Annotated in this window: 12 protein-coding genes; 6 read left to right on the top strand and 6 right to left on the bottom strand. The window is 69.8% G+C overall.

Annotated features, from left to right (window positions below):
* Positions 1 to 22 precede the first annotated feature (22 nt).
* The 4 genes from MMF93_RS25750 to yhfZ form a co-directional block, all read right to left on the bottom strand.
* Positions 23 to 1,417, bottom strand: coding sequence for a YhfT family protein (locus MMF93_RS25750; protein ID WP_242755207.1), 1,395 nt, complete (start codon positions 1,415 to 1,417; stop codon positions 23 to 25).
* A gap of 36 nt (positions 1,418 to 1,453) precedes the next feature.
* A complete protein-coding gene (locus tag MMF93_RS25745) occupies positions 1,454 to 1,810 on the bottom strand; it encodes a DUF2620 domain-containing protein (RefSeq protein ID WP_242755205.1) in 357 nt (118 codons plus the stop codon).
* A 112-nt stretch (positions 1,811 to 1,922) separates the two neighbouring features.
* Entirely contained in the window at positions 1,923 to 2,297 is a 375-nt protein-coding gene (locus MMF93_RS25740) for a PRD domain-containing protein (RefSeq protein WP_242755203.1), read from the bottom strand.
* A 110-nt stretch (positions 2,298 to 2,407) separates the two neighbouring features.
* A complete protein-coding gene (gene yhfZ, locus MMF93_RS25735; RefSeq protein WP_242755201.1) occupies positions 2,408 to 3,352 on the bottom strand; it encodes a GntR family transcriptional regulator YhfZ in 945 nt (314 codons plus the stop codon).
* 166 nt (positions 3,353 to 3,518) lie between these two features.
* Between yhfZ and MMF93_RS25730 the strand changes: the two genes are divergently transcribed.
* The 6 genes from MMF93_RS25730 (at position 3,519) to MMF93_RS33770 (ending at position 13,371) form a co-directional block, all read left to right on the top strand.
* The gene (locus MMF93_RS25730; RefSeq protein WP_423835525.1) at positions 3,519 to 6,446 is read left to right on the top strand and encodes a SpoIIE family protein phosphatase; all 2,928 of its coding nucleotides are present in this window, start codon (positions 3,519 to 3,521) and stop codon (positions 6,444 to 6,446) included.
* A 52-nt stretch (positions 6,447 to 6,498) separates the two neighbouring features.
* Complete coding sequence (locus tag MMF93_RS25725; protein WP_242755198.1) at positions 6,499 to 8,499, top strand: PucR family transcriptional regulator; 2,001 nt, start codon at positions 6,499 to 6,501, stop codon at positions 8,497 to 8,499.
* Between the two features lie 320 nt (positions 8,500 to 8,819).
* Complete coding sequence (locus MMF93_RS25720) at positions 8,820 to 10,229, top strand: type III PLP-dependent enzyme domain-containing protein (protein WP_242755195.1); 1,410 nt, start codon at positions 8,820 to 8,822, stop codon at positions 10,227 to 10,229.
* Positions 10,230 to 10,486: 257 nt separating this feature from the next.
* Positions 10,487 to 12,040 (top strand): amino acid permease, encoded by a 1,554-nt coding sequence (locus MMF93_RS25715; protein WP_423835524.1) that lies wholly within the window; start codon positions 10,487 to 10,489, stop codon positions 12,038 to 12,040.
* 109 nt (positions 12,041 to 12,149) lie between these two features.
* Entirely contained in the window at positions 12,150 to 12,923 is a 774-nt protein-coding gene (locus MMF93_RS25710) for a DUF1266 domain-containing protein (RefSeq protein ID WP_242755193.1), read from the top strand.
* Positions 12,924 to 13,239: 316 nt separating this feature from the next.
* Positions 13,240 to 13,371 (top strand): DUF6408 family protein, encoded by a 132-nt coding sequence (locus MMF93_RS33770; RefSeq protein ID WP_423835523.1) that lies wholly within the window; start codon positions 13,240 to 13,242, stop codon positions 13,369 to 13,371.
* A 50-nt stretch (positions 13,372 to 13,421) separates the two neighbouring features.
* Here MMF93_RS33770 and MMF93_RS25705 read toward each other — a convergent pair whose 3' ends face one another.
* Both MMF93_RS25705 and MMF93_RS25700 read right to left on the bottom strand, forming a co-directional pair.
* Complete coding sequence (locus MMF93_RS25705) at positions 13,422 to 15,524, bottom strand: DUF2075 domain-containing protein (RefSeq protein WP_242757775.1); 2,103 nt, start codon at positions 15,522 to 15,524, stop codon at positions 13,422 to 13,424.
* A 130-nt stretch (positions 15,525 to 15,654) separates the two neighbouring features.
* The gene (locus MMF93_RS25700) at positions 15,655 to 17,532 is read right to left on the bottom strand and encodes a DUF2075 domain-containing protein (protein WP_242757774.1); all 1,878 of its coding nucleotides are present in this window, start codon (positions 17,530 to 17,532) and stop codon (positions 15,655 to 15,657) included.
* Between the last annotated feature and the right edge of the window lie 237 nt (positions 17,533 to 17,769).

Genomic DNA, 17,769 nt, shown 5'->3' with positions numbered 1-17,769 from the left:
CTTCCTGGTGACGGCGCGGCCCTCAGCCCTTGACGGGGGTGAACAGGTCGAGCCAGTAGAGGACGTTGAGCAGGATGCCGCCGACGATCACCGCGGCGGGTGCGGCCGCCATCCTCACCACGGGCCGGCCCATCGCCTCGTTGAGCAGGTAGAGCCCGCCCACGATGAGGATGCCCAGGCCGGCGCCCATCGCGTTGGCCGCCATGAGGGAGCCGAAGAGGATGGCCAGGTGGAGGCTGTCGGTGATGGCGTTGCGCAGGTGTTCGGAGGAGTCGCGGACGCTGGGCAGCTTGCCGAGGACCTTGCCGATGTAGGACAGCGCCAGGACCTCGAGGGCGAAGACGGCAGCGCCGACGATGACCGCCAGCACCGGGTTCGGCATCAGGTAGCCGATCGGGTAGACGAGTGTGAACCCGGCGATGCCGTAGGCGCCGGATGCCAGCGCCGTCGTCGCGATCAGCGGAATGAAGCCGAAGACGCGGTAGAAGTCGACTTGCGCCGCCTCGGAGATGTGGCCCTTGGCGATGAGGAAGCTGGTGGCCTCTCCGCCGCCGAATATGTGCATCTGGGCCAGCAGGCAGACTCCGGCGCCCAGCAGCATGAACAGCGGCAGGTGGCGGCGCAGCCGCGTCGCGCTCGCGCTGAACAGGGAGGCCATCGGGTCGTCTTCCGCCGCCTGGGCGGAGTCCTGGTCCGCGACGGTCTCGCCCCGTGCCGCCTCGGCCGCGCGGTCGGCCTTGCGCTGTGCCAGGTCCCGCCGGACGGCGAGGCCGATCAGCATCAGCACGCCGACGGCCATGGCGAGCGCACCGGCGAACATGTCCGGCCACAGCTTCATCGTCGCGACGACGAGGACAAGTTCGACGACACCGGCCACGGCTCCCCACACGCGCCCGAACTGCTTGGTGATGGCCAGCACCGGGAAGAGCGTGAAGAGGAACAGGATCGGCGTGGACATCTGCTGCATGGCGGTCAGGAAGTCCACGGGCAGGTCGTGCGCCACCTCGTTGGCCCCGTTGAGTCCGAAGACGACGACGGCGCCCCAGCCGGCGCCCAGCAGCGGCGCGAGCCACTTCTTGGGGGACAGCAGGCCCAGGATGTCGGTGGGCAGGAAGAGCAGCCACGGGTTGAGCACGCCCGAGGAGAGCGCCATCGGCGCGCCGAGTCCGAAGATGAACCCGGCCGAGAGGCCGAAGGAGACGGCCGTGGTGGCCGAGCGGGTCGTCCGGCCGTGGATGAAGTCCAGCATGAACGGGCGCACGCCGTCGTTGAAGACGGCCAGCGCCATGTGTGAGATGAACGCCGTCAGCGCACACAGGACGATGACGGTCAGCTGCTGGGGCAGCGAGAGGTTCAGGCCGGCGCCTGCGGCCAGTTGGGTGCCGGTGGTGCCCACCGTGCTTGCGAGGTCACTCACGGGGTCGCTCCTTCACGCCCGGGCTGTCCGCGATGCTCAGCCGCGCGCGGCGACGGCGCGGGTGAGCAGGGGGACGACGGTGGTGATCTGGTCCATGGAGAAACCGAAGACTTTCTTGCCCTCGGTGAGCAGCGCGGCGACCTCGTCCTCGGTGGGCACGGAGCGGCCGAAGGTGTGGCAGGCGGACTGCCCCATCAGGCCGACGAGCACGCCCAGGGAGGCGCCCGCGCCGGTGTGGCAGGTGCCGAAGAAGTAGTCGGCCTGCCCGGCGCGGAGCTTCATCGCGGCGTCCATGTCGCTGGAGACGACGACGTCCACGCCGTCGAGGCCGAGTTCCTTGATGGCGTTCGCGACCTCGGTCTTGCCGACTCCGCCGGTGAGGATCTTCGTCATGGCTGGTGCCTCTCGTCTGTGCTGTGCGGCCCGAGGGGGTGGGCCGTGCAGGGAAAGGGGGGTAAGGGGTGGGAGAGGGTGGTGGTCGGGAGGGGCCCGGCGTGGGCGGCTGTCAGCCGGTGACGCGCTGGGCGAGGACGGCCAGGTGCATGGCCAGGAAGTTGATCTCGGAGGTGGGCAGGGCGGCGCCGAGTTGGCTCTCCGCGCGTTCGGCTATCCGGCGGGCCCGTTCGACGGCTGCCGGGTGGTCGGCGAGTTCGGCGGCCACCTGCTCATCGGTGGAGAACTCCTCGATGGGCTCCCCGTCGAGGAGCCGGGTGAGCGCCATCATCAGATGGCTCGTCAGCATTCCGGCCGTCTCCTCGGTGACGGGCGCGCCCTCATCGGTGAGCGCGGTCAGCTCGGCGGTCACGAAATCGGCCACCTGAGGGCGGACTTGGCCGCTGTCGCGGAAGAGCTGGATGCGCAGCGCGAGCTGGTCGTCCACGGTGTTGCCTCCTCAACATCCCACAGAACTCGGGATTCTGGATTCTCTTGGGCGGCGCGAGCCCGCACGGATCGAGCCGTGCGGTGCGGTGGCGCGGCAGGTGGGATCCGTCAGTACGAGGGCATGCGGTCTCCTCGCAGGACCTCGGACTGGAGCTCGGCGACCCGGGCCGGGTCGATGGCCTGCCGTATCGCGTGCAGGGCTGCGGCGCTTCCGGCTCTGCCGATGACGACCGCGCTCGAGTTGCGCAGCGACAGGTCGCGTGTCACCTCGTCACCAAGCGGGCGTACGTCCACCCCCCCGCCGATCCGGCCCTGCACCTCGTCCAGGTTCCAGACGGTGGCGTCCGCCTCGTTGTGTCCGAGCAGATCGGGAAGCTGCATGTAGGAGCACTCCACCCATTCGACGTCGACCCGCCCGCCGAAGGTCAGCTCGGCGAGCATGCGCTGGTCCTCCGAGGCGTGGTCGATCGCCACACGGAGGCCCGGCGAGTCCAGCGAGCCGCCCTCCCGCAGCAGCACACCGTGGGCGCCGACGTAGGTGGCGGGACCGAGATCCACCACGATGGCCAGATCCTCGGGATACTCCTCGATGAGCCGGTCGGCGGCGAAGCGGGAGAGCACGACGAGGTCGGCCTTGCCCTCCATCAGCGCGGTGGCCCGGCTGCCCGCGCCCCGCATGAACGTGATGGCGAACGGGGTGCCGGCGTCGTCGAACGCCGCGCGCAGGCCCGTGGCCAGTCCTTCGTAGCGGCGCGAGTAGGGCAGCGGCATGGCCGCGAGCAGGGTGCCGAGCCCCGACAGCCGCCACAGGATCGCGCGGTCCGATCTGACGAGAAAGGTGCCCAGGTGCCCGCGGGCGGCGGTCTCGATGGCGCCGGCCTCCTCCAGCAGCCGCAGTGCGGCCTGGACCGTGCCGTTGCCGCACCCCAGCTCCTCGGCGAAGTCCCGCACGCGGGGCAGCCGCGTCTCCGGCTCGTACTCCAGCAGGAGGAGCGCGAGCTGGCGGGCCGCGAGGCCGTTGCGGGTCAGGAACCGCTCGTCGTAATCGTTCACGAGGAAACAGTAACCAGAATCCTGGATTCTTGACAAGACCCTTCCCCGCCCGAAGTCGTCGCGGCCTCCCGCGCCCGGCCACGGGGGCTGCGGACCGAGGCCGTCGCAACCCCGTTCACCGGATCACCCCAGGGCCGAGACCCTCAGAAGCTGCTAGAAAAGGGGCATGCGCGGACTTTTCGGGCGCCGAACGGCTCGGCGCGAACGCCCCCGCCGGGTGTCGCCCGCCTCCGCGCACTCCGAGAAGGGACCGGGACCCGGCAGGCCGGGCACCGGTACGGCCGGTACGGCGGAAACCGACGCGCCCGGTTCTCCGGAGGAACGGGACGCGGGGTCCTTCGGACGGCACACGCGTCCCTCCAAGGGGTCCCGCCTCCCCTTCGGAGCCAGGAGCGTCGCCGGAGAGGTCTTCATCCTCCAGGTAGCGGTCATCGTGCTGCTCATGGTCGCGGTGGTGGTGGCCTTCCTCCTGCACGCCCAGTGGGACAGCTCCCGGCACGCGCGGCAGGAGGGCCTCGCCGTCGCCAAAACCTTCGCGCACTCCCCCGGTGTACTGGAAGGGCTGGACAGCCCGGACCCGACCGCGGCGCTGCAGCCGCGCGCCCAGGCGGTCCGCAAGGCCACCAACGTGGACTACGTCGTCGTCTGGAAACCGAACGGGATCAGGGTCACCTCGTCGGAGCCCGACCTGATCGGCAAGCGAGTCGTGCGGCCCTACAAGAACATCGTCGAGCGGGCCCGCCGCGGCCTGCCCACCACCACGACCCTCGAGGCGGCCACCGGCGGCAAGACGGTGAACTCCGCCGCCCCGATCACCCGCCCGGACGGCTCGCTGGCCGGACTGGTGTCGGCGGGAGTGAAGGTCACCCGGGTGAACCAGGGGGTGAAGAACCAGCTGCCCGTGCTGCTGATGTCGGCCGCCGGCGCGCTCATCCTCGCCTCGGGCAGTTCCGCGCTGGTCAGCAGACGGCTGCGCCGCCAGACCCACGGGCTGGGGCCGACCGAGATGACCCGCATGTACGAACACCACGACGCGGTACTGCACGCGGTGCGCGAGGGAGTGCTGATTCTCGACGAGGAGGCCCGGCTGAGGCTGGCCAACAGCGAGGCGCGCCGGCTGCTGGAGCTCCCCCGCAACGCGGAGGGGCGGCGGATCGACCAGCTCGGCCTCGACGCGGGCATGGCCGGACTGCTGGCCTCGGGCCGTACCGCCTCGGACGAGGTGCACCTCGCCGGGGGAAGACTGCTGGCCGTCAACGTCCGCGCCACCCGTGCCGAGGAGGGCGCCCCCGGCAGGGTCGCGACGCTGCGGGACACCACGGAACTGCGCGCGCTCGAAGGCCGCGCCGAGGTGGCGCGGGAGCGGCTGCGGCTGCTGTACGAGGCGGGTGTGCGCGTCGGTACGACGCTGGACGTGGTGCGTACCGCGGAAGAGCTGACCGAGGTTGCGGTGGACCGCTTCGCCGACTTCGCGACCGTCGAACTGCTGGACCCGGTGCCGCGCGGCGAGGAGCCGACAGAGGCCCCCACCGACATGCGCAGGGTGGCGATCAGCGGCATCCGCACTCCGTCGCCGCTCTACCCGGTGGGCGAGGTCACCAGGACGGTGGGTCTCACCGGCACGGGCGAAGGGACGGCGGACGGAACAGGGGCCGACAGCGTCGGCGCCGTGCTGGAGCCCGATCTGCGGGAGGCGCACGCCTGGCAGGAGGAGAACCCCGAGCGCGCGCGTGCCGCCGTCGCGGACGGCATCCACTCGCTGATCACCGTTCCGCTGCGGGCCCGGGGGGTGCTCCTGGGAGTGGTCGACTTCTGGCGCGCGGACCGGAGCACGGCCTACGGCGAGGACGACCTGGCCTTCGCGGAGGAGCTGGCGGCACGGGCCGCCGTCAGTATCGACAACGCCCGGCGCTACACCAGGGAGAACGCCATGGCGGTCACCCTGCAGCGCAGCCTGCTGCCGCGCGGGCTGCCCGAACAGGACGCGCTGGAGGTCGCCACCAGGTACCTGCCCACCCGGGCGGGGGTGGGCGGGGACTGGTTCGACGTCATCCCGCTGCCCGGCGCCCGCGTCGCACTGGTGGTCGGCGACGTGGTGGGGCACGGTCTGCACGCGGCCGCGACCATGGGAAGGCTGCGCACCGCGGTGCTCAACTTCTCCTCCCTCGACCTGGCCCCCGAAGAACTGCTCGCGCATCTGGACGAGCTGGTGGACCGGATCGACCAGGACCAGGCGGCAGAGGGCAACGGCGAGGCCGTCACCGGCGCCACCTGTCTGTACGCGATCTACGACTCCGTGTCGGGCCGCTGCACCATGGCGCGGGCAGGGCACCTGGGCCCCGCCGTGGTGCTGCCCGACGGCACCGTGGAGTTTCCGGAGATCCCCGTGGGACTGCCCCTCGGGCTGGGCGGCGCGCCCTTCGAGACGGCGGAGCTGCACCCGCCGGAGAACAGCCGTCTGGTGCTCTACACCGACGGGCTGGTCGAGGACCGCGACCGGGACATCGACGACGGTCTCGCGCAGCTGCACGACGCGCTGGCGGGCCATCCGGAGCGGTCCCCGGAGGAGACCTGCGGGGCAGTGCTCGACGCGCTGCTGCCCCCCGACCCGAGCGACGACGTCGCCCTGCTGGTGGCCCGCACCAAGGTACTGCCGCCGGAACGGGTCGCTCAGTGGGACGTGCCCGCCGACTCGGGCGCCGTCGCCCCGCTGCGCGCGCGGGTGACACGGAAACTGACCGAGTGGGGCCTGGAGGACGTCGCGTTCACCACGGAGCTGATTCTCAGCGAACTGGTCACCAACGCCATCCGCTACGGCAGCGAACCCATCCGCGCCCGCCTGCTGTACGAGCGGGCCCTCACCTGCGAGGTCTCCGACGGCAGCAGCACCTCGCCGCACCTGCGCCGCGCCGCAGCGACGGAGGAGGGCGGGCGCGGACTCTTCCTCGTCGCCCAGCTCGCCGAGCGCTGGGGCACCCGCTACACCCCGCACGGCAAGGTGATGTGGACCGAGCAGAGCGTGCACAACGGGGCGACGGGCGGCGAGGAGGACGAGGAGAGCCTCCTCGACCAGTGGGACGACGGGTCTCTGTGAGCGCGTCCAGAGCGCGCCGTCCGGCTGGTGGCCGATGCGCGACACTTGAGCCATGCCCGGCACCACCCCTCCGCACGGCGAGCACACCCCCTCCGCGTCTTTCCACGGCTCTCCCTTTCCGCACAGCGGGCACGGCGCCGCCGAACCGCCACCCTCCGTGCACACGGATCCGTCCCTCGGGGCGCCCTCCGTGCACGCGGACCCGTCCCTCGGGGCGCCCTCCGGCGCGGAGAATGAGCACCAGGGGGACTCCCCCACCCTCGCGAGCCTGTTGGCGACCGGTGCGGGCGAGGCGCTGGAACTGATACGGGCGCCGCTGGGCAGCGGGGTGCCCGTGCGCGGAGTGGGCGTGTTCGACTCCGGAGAGACCCTCGCCGCGCGGGGCCAGGTGCTGATCGCGCCCGGTGTCGACGATTCGTCCGACGCCGCCCCGCTGATGCTGCGGTCGGCCGCCCGGGCCGGTGCGGTGGCCGTCGTCGTACGGCGTGGGGCGAGCGGGCCGACGCGGCGGCTGCTCGAGGTGGCCGACGAGACGTCCACGGCCCTGCTCACCAGGACGCCGTGGGTCGAGTGGACCGAGCTGATCGGCATGCTGCGGGCCGGGCTCGCGCACCGGGGCGGCCCCGCGGGTCCCGAGTCCCTCTCCGACGTGCCGCTGGGCGACCTTTCCGCGCTGGCACGGGCCCTCGCCGAGTTGGTGGGCGGTGCCGTCACCCTGGAGGACCCGGAGTCACGGGTGCTGGCCTTCTCCCCCACGGAGAACGGAGCCGACCCGCTGCGGCGGCTCACCATCCTCGGCCAGCAGGTGCCCAGGTGGCGGCTGGACGAACTTGCCGCCAGCGGGTTTTTGCGCACCCTGTGGTCGACCGACGACGTGGTGCACCGTCCGGCGGAGGAACGCTTTTCGGAACGTCTGGCGATCGCGGTACGCGCCGGTGAGGAGGTGCTGGGCTCCATCTGGGCGGCCGCCGACGGCAGCCCGCTGCCGTCCGACGCCCGTCAGGCACTGCGCGAGGCGGCCCGCGTGGCGGCCCCGCACCTGCTGCACCACCGGCTGAGCGCGCGGAACGGTTCGTCGCGGCGCCGGCAGGCGGTCAGGGCGCTGCTGGAAGGCACCGGGGACGCACGGTCGGCGGCGGCGACCCTCGGGCTGGACCTCGGCACGCCGTGCGCGGTGCTGTCGGTCACCACCGGCGGCGCCACGGCAGACGGCACGGCAGACGGCACGGCCGTCCGTCCCGCTGCCGACAGCAGGACGGACGGCACCATCACGACGGGCGGCGACACCACAACGGACGGCACGGCAGAAGCCGCTACGCACGAGCGTGCCCTGCGGCTGGCCTCGCTCCAGGTGACCGCGCACCAGCCCGCCGGTTACGCGCAACGCTCCCAGGGCCGACTGGACGTCCTGTTGCCGCTCCCCGGCGAGCGCCCCCAGCAGGCCCACGGCCCGACTGCACGTGCCGACACCGCGCGCGCCGGTGACCAGCCCCGGGAGGGCGACGTACGGGCACGGCGGCTGGCGCTCCAGCTCGCGGGCGCCGTGCGGGAGGCCGGCGCCCGGCCCCTCGTGGCGATCGGTCCCGCGCCGACGGATCTCGCCCAGGCTCCCGACTCCCTTGAGAGAGCTCATCTCGTCCTCCGGGTGCTGCTGGAGCGGCCCGCCCGCGCCGGGGGGCTGGAGGTCGCCGACGAGTCGGACGTACGGGCCGCCATGGACGCGATGCGGGTCGTACGGGCCGTGGAGGCGCTGACGCCCGCGGTGGACGGGCCCGTACGGGAGCTGCTGGCCCACGACGCGGAGCACCGCACCGACCTGGCCCCGACGCTCGCCGCGTACCTGAGCAGGTTCGGCGACGTCGCGGGCACCGCACGGCAGCTGGGCATCCACCCGAACACGCTGCGCTACCGTCTGCGCAGGCTGCGGACCCACTTCGCGCTCGACCTGGACGACCCGGATGTCCGCCTGCTGGCCGAACTGGGCCTGCGGGCGGCGGGCCTGCACCCGGCAGCGGCGGGCGGCCCGGGACGCGGCACCGAGACGGAGGCATGATCCGGGAAGCGGAACCGACGCACACGGGACGCGCAACCGACGCACACAAGACGCGGAGCCGACTCGCACGGGACGCGGAGCCGACTCGCACAAGACGCGGTGCGCTCGCGTGAGAGCACCCACACCGCGGCATGGTGCAGCCGCACAAAGAACTGCCCTCATCGTGGTACGCACGGACAATCCTCGTCCGCTTTCCGGGCCACCGTTGTGGCCCTACACACCGTCCCCTCGGCAGCTTCGGCCCATCCGCCGCAGACACGGCCCCGCGCCGCCGCGCAGAGTGGACGGCATCCCAACCGGCGCAAGAGAGGAGCACCCGCGTGGTACTGGAGGCCGTGGCACGGAGACATGAGGCGATCGCCTCGGCGGTCCGCGAGGGGCTGCTCGGCCCCGACGCACCGGTGGCGGCCCTGCTGGACGTCGAGGGCATCCGGGAGACCGCCAGGGAGCTGCACGCCGCGTTCGCCGGGCCCGCTCCCGTGCTGCACACCTTCGCCGTGAAGGCGGCCTCCCTCGTGCCCGTACTGGAACTGCTGCACGCGGAGGGCATCGGCTGCGAGGTGGCCAGCCCCGGCGAGCTGGAGCTGGCCCGGGCGGCGGGCGTCCCCGCCGGGCGCACCGTCTTCGACTCCCCCGCCAAGACCGTCCCCGAACTGCGGGACGCGCTGGCGAGCGGGGTCGCCGTCAACGCCGACAACCCGCAGGAGCTCGCCCGGCTGGACGCGCTGGTCGCCGAGCGCGAGGCGGCAGGCCTGCCCCCCGGCGCACCGCTGGGCATGCGCATCAACCCGCAGGTGGGCACCGGTTCCATCGGGGCGATGAGCACCGCGACAGCCACTTCGAAGTTCGGCGTCGCGCTGCGGGACGAGGGTGCCGAACAGTGGATCGTCGACAGCTACCTGGCGCGCCCCTGGCTGACCCGGCTGCACACCCACACGGGTTCCCAGGGGGTGCCGCTGGAGCTGATGGCCGAGTCGGTACGGGTCGTCTTCGAGCTGGCCGAACGGATCAACCGTCAGGCTGGCAGGCAGCAGATCGACACCCTGGACATCGGCGGCGGCCTCCCGGTGAACTTCGCGGGCGACGAGACGGAGCCCACGTTCGCCGCGTACGCGGACCTGCTGCGGCACACGGTGCCGGGGTTGTTCGACGGGCGCTATACGATCGTCACGGAGTTCGGTCGGTCCCTGCTCGCCAAGCAGGGGTTCATCGCCGCGCTGGTGGAGTACACCAAGACCGCGGGCGGCCGCCGGATCGCCGTCACGCACGCGGGTGCGCACGTGGCGACCCGCACGGCGTTCGCGCCCGGGGCGTGGCCGCTGCGGGTGGGTGCCTTCGACGCCGAGGGCGCGCCCAAGGGCACGTCCGAGATGGTGCAGGATGTAGCGGGGCCGTGCTGCTTCGCGGGTGACCTGGTGGCGCGCGAGACGGCACTGCCCGAGCTGGAGCCGGGAGACGTGGTGGCGCTGTGGGACACGGGTGCCTACTACTTCTCCACCCCGTTCCAGTACAACAGCCTGCCCCGCCCTGCCGTGCACGGTTTCCGGCGGGACAGCGCCGGACGCGTCAGCTTCTCGCTGGTGCGTCCTACGCAGCGGATCGAAGAGGTGCTGGCGGACAGCGGTGCCGCGCAGAGCGGCGCGCTGACCGAGGCACTGTCCGGCCGTGCGGACGCACCGGCCGGCCGGGCCGGTGAGCCACACCGGTTCGCCTCCTCGTCCGCGTCCTGACCTTCGGATCCTCGGGTTCTGACGTCCTCAGGACAGCCGGTCCGGTTCTGCCCGGACCGGCACCCAGCCCTGCCCGTCAGGGCGCTTCGCCCTGTCCGCAGGGTGTCTCGCCCTGTCCGTCAGGGTGACGCCCTGCCCGTCAGGGTGCCCTGGCCCTGCCCGTCAGGGCGCCGGTCCTGTCCACACAGGCACACCCCAGTGCGCCGAACGGCGTGCCGGGACACAGGTGTGCCCCGATGCACGGAGAGCCAAGACGTATGGCGAACGCAGCCGAGACCCGCGGAGGCGGGGTGACCACCGAGTCCCCCGAGCGCACCGCGCCCGCCAAGAGCACGCTGCTGCGCGAGGACGGCTACGCGTCGGGCCTGCGCAACCGTCAGGTGCAGATGATCGCCGTGGGGGGCGCGATCGGTACGGGGCTGTTCCTCGGCGCCGGTGAGCGGCTCAACTCCGCGGGGCCCTCGCTGGTGATCGTCTTCGCGGTCACCGGCCTGTTCGCCTTCTTCATCGCCCGCGCCATGGGCGAGCTGGTGATGCACCGCCCGACGTCGGGATCGTTCGTCTCCTACTCCCGGGAGCTGCTGGGCGGCGAGAAGGCGGCCTTCGTGGCCGGCTGGGTGTACTTCCTGCACTGGATATGCAGCGGCATCGCGGAGATCACGGCCGTCGCCGTCTATCTGCACTACTGGAGCGCCCTGCGCGAGATCCCCCAGTGGACGCTCGCGCTGTTCGCGCTGCTGGTGGTACTGGGCGCCAACCTGATCTCCGTGAAGTGGTTCGGGGAGTTCGAGTTCTGGTTCGCCCTGATCAAGGTGGCCGCGATCATCGCGTTCCTCGCCATCGGCTGCTGGCTGCTGGCCAGCCGCCACCCCGTCCAGGGCGGCGAGGCGGGCGGCCCCCAGCTGATCACCGACCACGGCGGTCTGCTGCCGCACGGCTTCCTGGCCGCGCTGATCATCGTCCAGGGTGTGGTCTTCTCCTACGCGGCGATCGAGATGGTCGGCATCACCGCCGGCGAGACGGAGAACCCACGGAAGGTCATCCCCAAGGCGATCAACTCCGTCTCCTGGCGCATCGTCGTCTTCTACGTCGGCTCCGTGCTGCTGCTCGTCCTGCTGCTGCCGTGGACCGCGTACAGCGGTGACGAGTCGCCGTTCGTGACGCTGATGAGCCGCGTCGGCATCCCCGGCGCCGACCAGATCATGAACTTCGTGGTGCTGACCGCGGCCCTCTCCAGCTGCAACTCGGGCCTCTACTCGACGGGCCGCACGCTGCGCTCGATGGGCCTGGCCGGCTCCGCGCCGCACTTCACCACGAAGATGAACCGCCGGCACGTCCCGTTCGGCGGCATCCTGCTGACCGCGTCCTTCTACCTGCTCGGCATCGTGCTCAACTACGTCGTTCCCGAGCGTGCCTTCTCGATCGTGTTGAACTTCTCCGCGATCACCATGATCGGCACCTGGGCGATGATCATTCTGTGTCAGTTGGCGCTGCGCCGCCGAGTGCGCGAGGGCCGTGCCGAGGACGGCGGCTTCCATCTGCCGGGCGCCCCCTTCACGTCGTACCTGACGCTCGCCTTTCTTCTCCTGGTCGTCGTCCTGATGGCCTGCGACGGCGACATCGGCACCTGGTCGGTGGTGTGCATGCCGCTGATCGCGCTGGCGCTGTGGGCGGGCTGGTACGCCGTACGGAACCGGGTGACGGCGCTGGCGGCACGGCGCGAGGGGCCCGAGCCCGAGCCCTCCGAAGCAACCGGAACCTCCGGGGCCACCGGGTCATCCGAGGCCACGGGCGGGACGGCGGCCGGCTGACCGGTGCGGCAGCCGCCGGGGTAGGGTCCCGCGTGCCATTCCTGGATCTCGTACCGCACGGGGGCTGCGCGTGTTTCAGATCTTCCAGTTCTTTCGGAAATCGCCCATATTGCCTTGGGTCGGCAACAAGCTGCGCGCGACGAGGTCCGGAGGCGAGACCGACCCGGCCGTGCTGCGCGGACTCGCCTGCGGCGCCCACCTGAGCTACTCCAACGGCGCCCGCTGGAACAGCGTCGCCGACCCCCGTCCGGCGCCCGCGTGGGAACGCACCCGGCTGAAGGTGTCCTGGGACGTCACCTCTCCTCACGCGTGGCACCAGACGGTGCAGGAACTCCTCGACGGACAGCTCTCCACCCCCATGTGGGACGCGGCCATGGGCGCCCGCGCGGCGCTCCTCACCCGGTCACCGCACGTCCCGGTCACCGAGCAGGCGTGGAGCGAGGCGACCGGCAGGTGGCTGGTGGACCGACTCGGCCCCCATCATCCCGAACTGTCCGGCAGAAGCCAGGTGCTGCGCGTGGTGGGCGCCCGCGTTCTGCGGTACGAGGCCCGTTTCCGCGAGGACGGCCTCCTCGCCCAGGACGCCTCCGTACGCCGCACCCTGGCCTGGGATTTGGGGCGCGCCGCCAACATGTGCTGCTGGGGCGTCAACGCGGGCTTCGCCGGCCTCGACGAAGCCCGCCAGGCCCTCCACGTCATCGGGGAGACGGCCGCCGAGGAGTACCCCAGCTGGAGCGACTTCTCCCTCGGCTACGTCCTCGGCCGCTGCCTCCACTTCGACGAGGACTCCTTCGGCCCCTGGTACCGCGAGGTCCGCACCTCCCACCGCCTGCTGACGAGCCGGCCGGAGAGCCCGTGGGCAGTGGTGGGGTTGCGGGGGTGAGTTCGTGCGTCACCGCCCAGGGGGTGACGCACGGAAAGGTCAGTGCGCGGTGAAGCACTGTCGACCACGAGCTCGGTGCCGATCGCACGTCGAGAGTGCCGAATCACTCCTTGGGGTGAACTCATGTTCGGCAGGGACGAGCACCACTCAGCCTTGCCCAACCGCCTTCTGAGGTAAGATCCTTGCGCTGCGCACCTTCCCGGAGGGTACGAGGCTGCGCGTTCTTGCTCTGCTTCTGTGGAGGCGAGTGGTGACTGGTGGGCACCCGGTAGGGCGCCCGCTCTGCCATTCCGCATTCACGCATGGAGTGGTACGCATGGACCCGATTGTCGAGTACAGGTCTGCGCGTTGCGTCCGGATCCGCAGGGTCCTGCGCGACATCGCTATGCAGACCGCCACCAACCTGTTGGCGGCGGGGCTGGTAGCGGTAGTTACACGCCTCCTCTGAGGCGGCAGGTGGCGGGCCCGGGAGCCCGCCACCCCTGAGTCTCCGGCTTCTCAGAAGAGAGGCATTTGAGAATTCAGTGAACCGGTTTTGCCGGCTCGGTTCTTGCCCGTCTTCCCGCGCTCGGGGCGTTTCTGATGAGGAATACGCAAATCAGGTGGCAAGTTCTCCCGGGAAGGGCGCAAGCCGTGGAGGTGGACATCCCCCGCCAGCTCTCGCAGATGCTCACGCGTCTCTTCATCCGTTGAATACAGGACCGTCGCACGACTGGCGCGGGTCAACAGCACATGGTACGCGTTACGCACACACGTCTCGAACTGAGCCGTATCCAGGGTCTTCCTACGAACTTCGTCGTCCAGTGAACCGGGGGTCGCGACGCGCTTGACCTTCGTCTCCTTGTCCTTTTTCCACTTGCCCCGCCGAAAGACCCAGCGATCGTTTCGCCAGACCATGTCCTCACCCATGATGACGCCACACCAGTCCCACTCGAGCCCTTGTGCGGTGTAGACGCAGCCGATCTGGCCGAGACCGGCCTCGTGGACGGACCAGATTTTGGACGGTGGAACGCTGCCGTTCTCGCAGTACTGCTCACTGTCCGCGTTCCACGGCCTGTGCCAGTCGCCGATCCGGACGTCCGCTTCGAGGTGTCTCGCGTCCCCGCGCGGTTTGTTCCACGGCCAACAGAATCCGGCGACCATGCGGGCGGAGGCGCCCGCATGGGCCTCGTGATAGATGATGCGTTCCATCTCCTCAGGAGAGTCGACGACCTCGATGTGCATCAGTCCGTCCGGCACCCACTTGTGCACAGTCTCAGACGGGTTCAACAGATCGCGCACCCACCGCACATAGGCATCACTTCCACCGCAGCGGTACTGGGCTCTCAGGTCGTAGCTGACGACGGGAGTGCCCCGCCGCTCGGCAGCGTCCTTGATCAGTTCGACCGTGCCGACCTCGTTCGGTCGTACCGACTGCCCCTCGTCGAGGAAGAAGACGGTCAGGCGTGAGGCGTCGAGGAGTTCCTCCACCTGCGGTTTGATGCCTTGTTTCTCAGGTGGCAACCGGTGATTCGTCGAACGGTCCCTCAAGCGGTGCGCTTCGTCACACAGGAGGACGTCCAACGGCTCGGCCGGCGGCGTGATGTAGCTGCTGAAGTAGGTGAAGCTCTCCTTGAACTGGGTGTTCCCGTAGCCGACGTGGTGCTTCATAGCCCCGTTGAAGGCTCGGGATCCGCTCGCATAGCGCACCTCTCGGCCGGCTGCTTCGAACTCCGCCTTGAGTTGCAGGCCAATGGCACTCTTGCCTGTACCGGCGCCGCCGGTGACCACGAACACGGCCCGCCGTCCCGCCTCGCCCTGGTCGTCGAAGACATAGGCGGCTCTTTGCCGGACGTGCTCGGCAACCTCCTTCTGCCGGCCCCGCAGGGTGAAAACGGTGTCTTCACCTCGCGACATAATCATCGCGTCCAGAAGAGGCGTGTTCCTCAGGTTCATCTTGTCGAGCAGAATCTCTGCGTACGAGTATCCGCTGTCTTCCCCGAAGTGCTTCCGCAGATCGCTCATCAACTGGTTGTGCCGGTCCCCAGTGTAGACGTGGGAGTAGGCGCCCGTCGGCGCGTCGAATCCGAGGAGCGGCTTGACCGAATTCTCGGTCGCATTGTGCAGGTATGCGAACCCTCCGCACTCGAAGGTCAGGCCGTGGAGGGGACCGGACACCCCCGCGAACGTCTCGAAGGTTGCTCCCAGCTGAAGCGCCGGATGTTTCTTCGGCTTACTCATTCCCGGCACGGAGACCAGTTCGGCGGTCGCGGCCTCCACTCGCGTGACGGTCGACCATCGCTTCAGCTCCACGAGCTGAACCGAGAGTCCCTGAGTCTCCGGATGCCTTCCGAGGAGAACCACATCGATGGTCGGGGCGTTCTTCGGAGTTACGGACTCGTCGATGGCGGCTGAGCACTCGACGACCATTTCGACGTGCCCACGATCGGCATCCACCATGGCTCGAGCAAGAGCCACCAGACTCTCCGCCCACGCCTCTCGCTCCGTGTCCGATACATCCTTTTCACGGAAGTGTTTCCACCTGGCCGCGAGATGCGGCACCATGCGGTGCCGTTCGTCGAGAGTGAGCAGGTCTGCCGCCGAGAGCTTCAAAAGGAGCATGGACACGGACTGGTCCCCCAAGGGCACGAGTGACTCGTGCGGGTGGGGGCGTGTCCTACTGGAAGCCCGGCGGGCCGCAACCGTTCGCGTTGATCTTAATGAAGGAATCGCCGGGTGCCGAACGGCTGCCTCAGGCGACAGCGGCCTTCTGCTGCGACTCCACGAGTTCTCGGAGTTTTTCCTGGGTCTCGGGGTCGGTCGAGTAGAGAACCGTGCCCACCATCCCCCGGGTGAGCAGCACCTTGTAGGTGTTGCGGATCAGCCGGTCGACATCCGCGGTGCTCTTTTTGATGGCGGAGTCCTCGGAAGCAGTGCGGTCGGTGATCCACCGGTCGGTGCGCCAGACCATGTCGGGTCCGAGAACGACCCCCGACCAGTCGTATTCGAAACCCTGGGCTGTGTAGACGCATCCAACCTGCCCGAAACCGGCGGGATCGGTGGCCCACAACGAGGACGCGGGCGCGCCCGAAACCGATCGTTCTCCCCTGAGGTTCCATGGGCGCGCCCAGTCACCGATCACCACGTCGGCGGGCAACGGCTCTCCGCGCTTCGGCTCCGGTGACCACGGCCAGCAGTACCCGGCCGTGATCCGGGCCCCGTATCCCTGAGCGCGGCGGCTGTCGAGGAAGCGCTCCATTTCCTCCGGGCCATCCGCGATCCTCAGCTTCATTCGGTCGTCCGGCTCCCAGGCAACCGGCCCACCCTCTTCCAGCCCGAGCAGTCGGAGCACCCACCGCAGGTACGCTTCGCTGCCGCCGCAGCGGAATTGACTGTCCAAGGGGACGACCGTGCAGGTCAGGTTCCGGTTGGCTGCGGCTGCTTCGATCTCGGAAACCGTGCCCGTCTCACCTGGCCGCACGACCTGGTGCTCGTCCAGAAGGAAGACCGGCACCCGGGCCGCGTCGATGAGCTCGTCGACTTGTGGCTTGCCGGTGCGGTGCTCCGCACGGGTCCAGCGGTTGGCGGACGTCTCTCGGAGTCGGTGGGCCTCGTCACAGATCAGGACATCGAGGGAGTTCTTTTCCGCCGTCATGAAACTGTTGAAGTACTTGAAGAGATCCTGCACCTCGCGTTTGCGCGCTCCGGCGACCTTGCGCATCGTCTGCGTGAAGGCTTTGGAGCCCGTCGCGTGCAGCGCCGGAACACCTTGCCGGTAAAGCTCGCCGAGCAGCGAGAGTGCAATGACGCTTTTGCCCGTTCCGGGCCCGCCGGTGACGACGACGACTTCCTTGTGATCGGACTGCTTAGCCCTGCGGACCGCGTTGAGTACCAGGCGGTAGGCGACCTGCTGCTCGTCCAGAAGGACAAACTGCTCGCGCTCGCGCACCTCCTGGGCCGCCAGGGACATGAGCTGCTTCGAGGGGGCCTGCTTGCCACTGAGGAACGCGTCCCCGAAAGGCGCTCCGGCAACAGTCGTGCTCAACTTGGAGCGGAGATACTCGAGGAACTCGCCGCGACGCTCTTCGGTGAAGAGTTGGCCCTGGCTGTCCGCTTCCATGACGCGCAGACCGCTGACCCCGGATTCCTCTGCGTTGTGCAGGTAAGCGGTTCCGCAGACACGGTGTCCCTGCCCCGCCACGGCGCCGTTGAAGTTGACGATGTACTGGCAGTACCGGCTCACCTGTTCAATGGGGTTGAGAACCGGCGGAATCCCCGTGTCCAAGTGGCACAGCTCCGGTTCGTCCTCGTCCGGAATGGCCCGGCTCCACTGCTTGAGCTCCACCACGACGTAGGACGGCTCGCCCGTCACCGGGTGGCAGCCGGCCAACACCGCGTCGGCACGTTTACTGTTCAACGGGAGCGCGTACTCGAGGATGACCTCGACGTCCCCAAGCCCCGCTTCGTTCAGCGCCGCTGCCAGGGCGGGGATGCTCCGCTCCCAGGCGCGCGCTTCGGAGTCTCCTGCGCGGTGACCGAGCTGGTGGTAGTACTGCTCGTTCAAATGGAAGAAGAGTGAGCCGTCAAAGGCCCTGGCGGCAACCGTCTTGGCGGACGCACGGAACAACAAGGAAATGCCCCCAGGCAGCACGACGTGACTCGTGCGGGTGGGGGCGTGTCCGTGTGTGTCTCCGACTGAGCGGAACGGAAGCCCGGCGGGCCGCGTATGACGAGGCCCACAAGGGTACCTGCGCGAGACGCGGGTGTGTCTTGCGCCCCCTGAGCCTCCTGCGCGATTCTTCTGTGTTCGCCGACACATTCGGTTAGATCGCCTCGACTCACAGTTACGATTTACATCACAACGGTG

The sequence above is a fragment of the Streptomyces tubbatahanensis genome (assembly GCF_022699385.1).
Taxonomy (GTDB): domain Bacteria; phylum Actinomycetota; class Actinomycetes; order Streptomycetales; family Streptomycetaceae; genus Streptomyces; species Streptomyces diacarni.
Note: the sequence above shows the minus strand (reverse complement) of the source record. Positions and strands in the feature narration are given on the sequence as shown.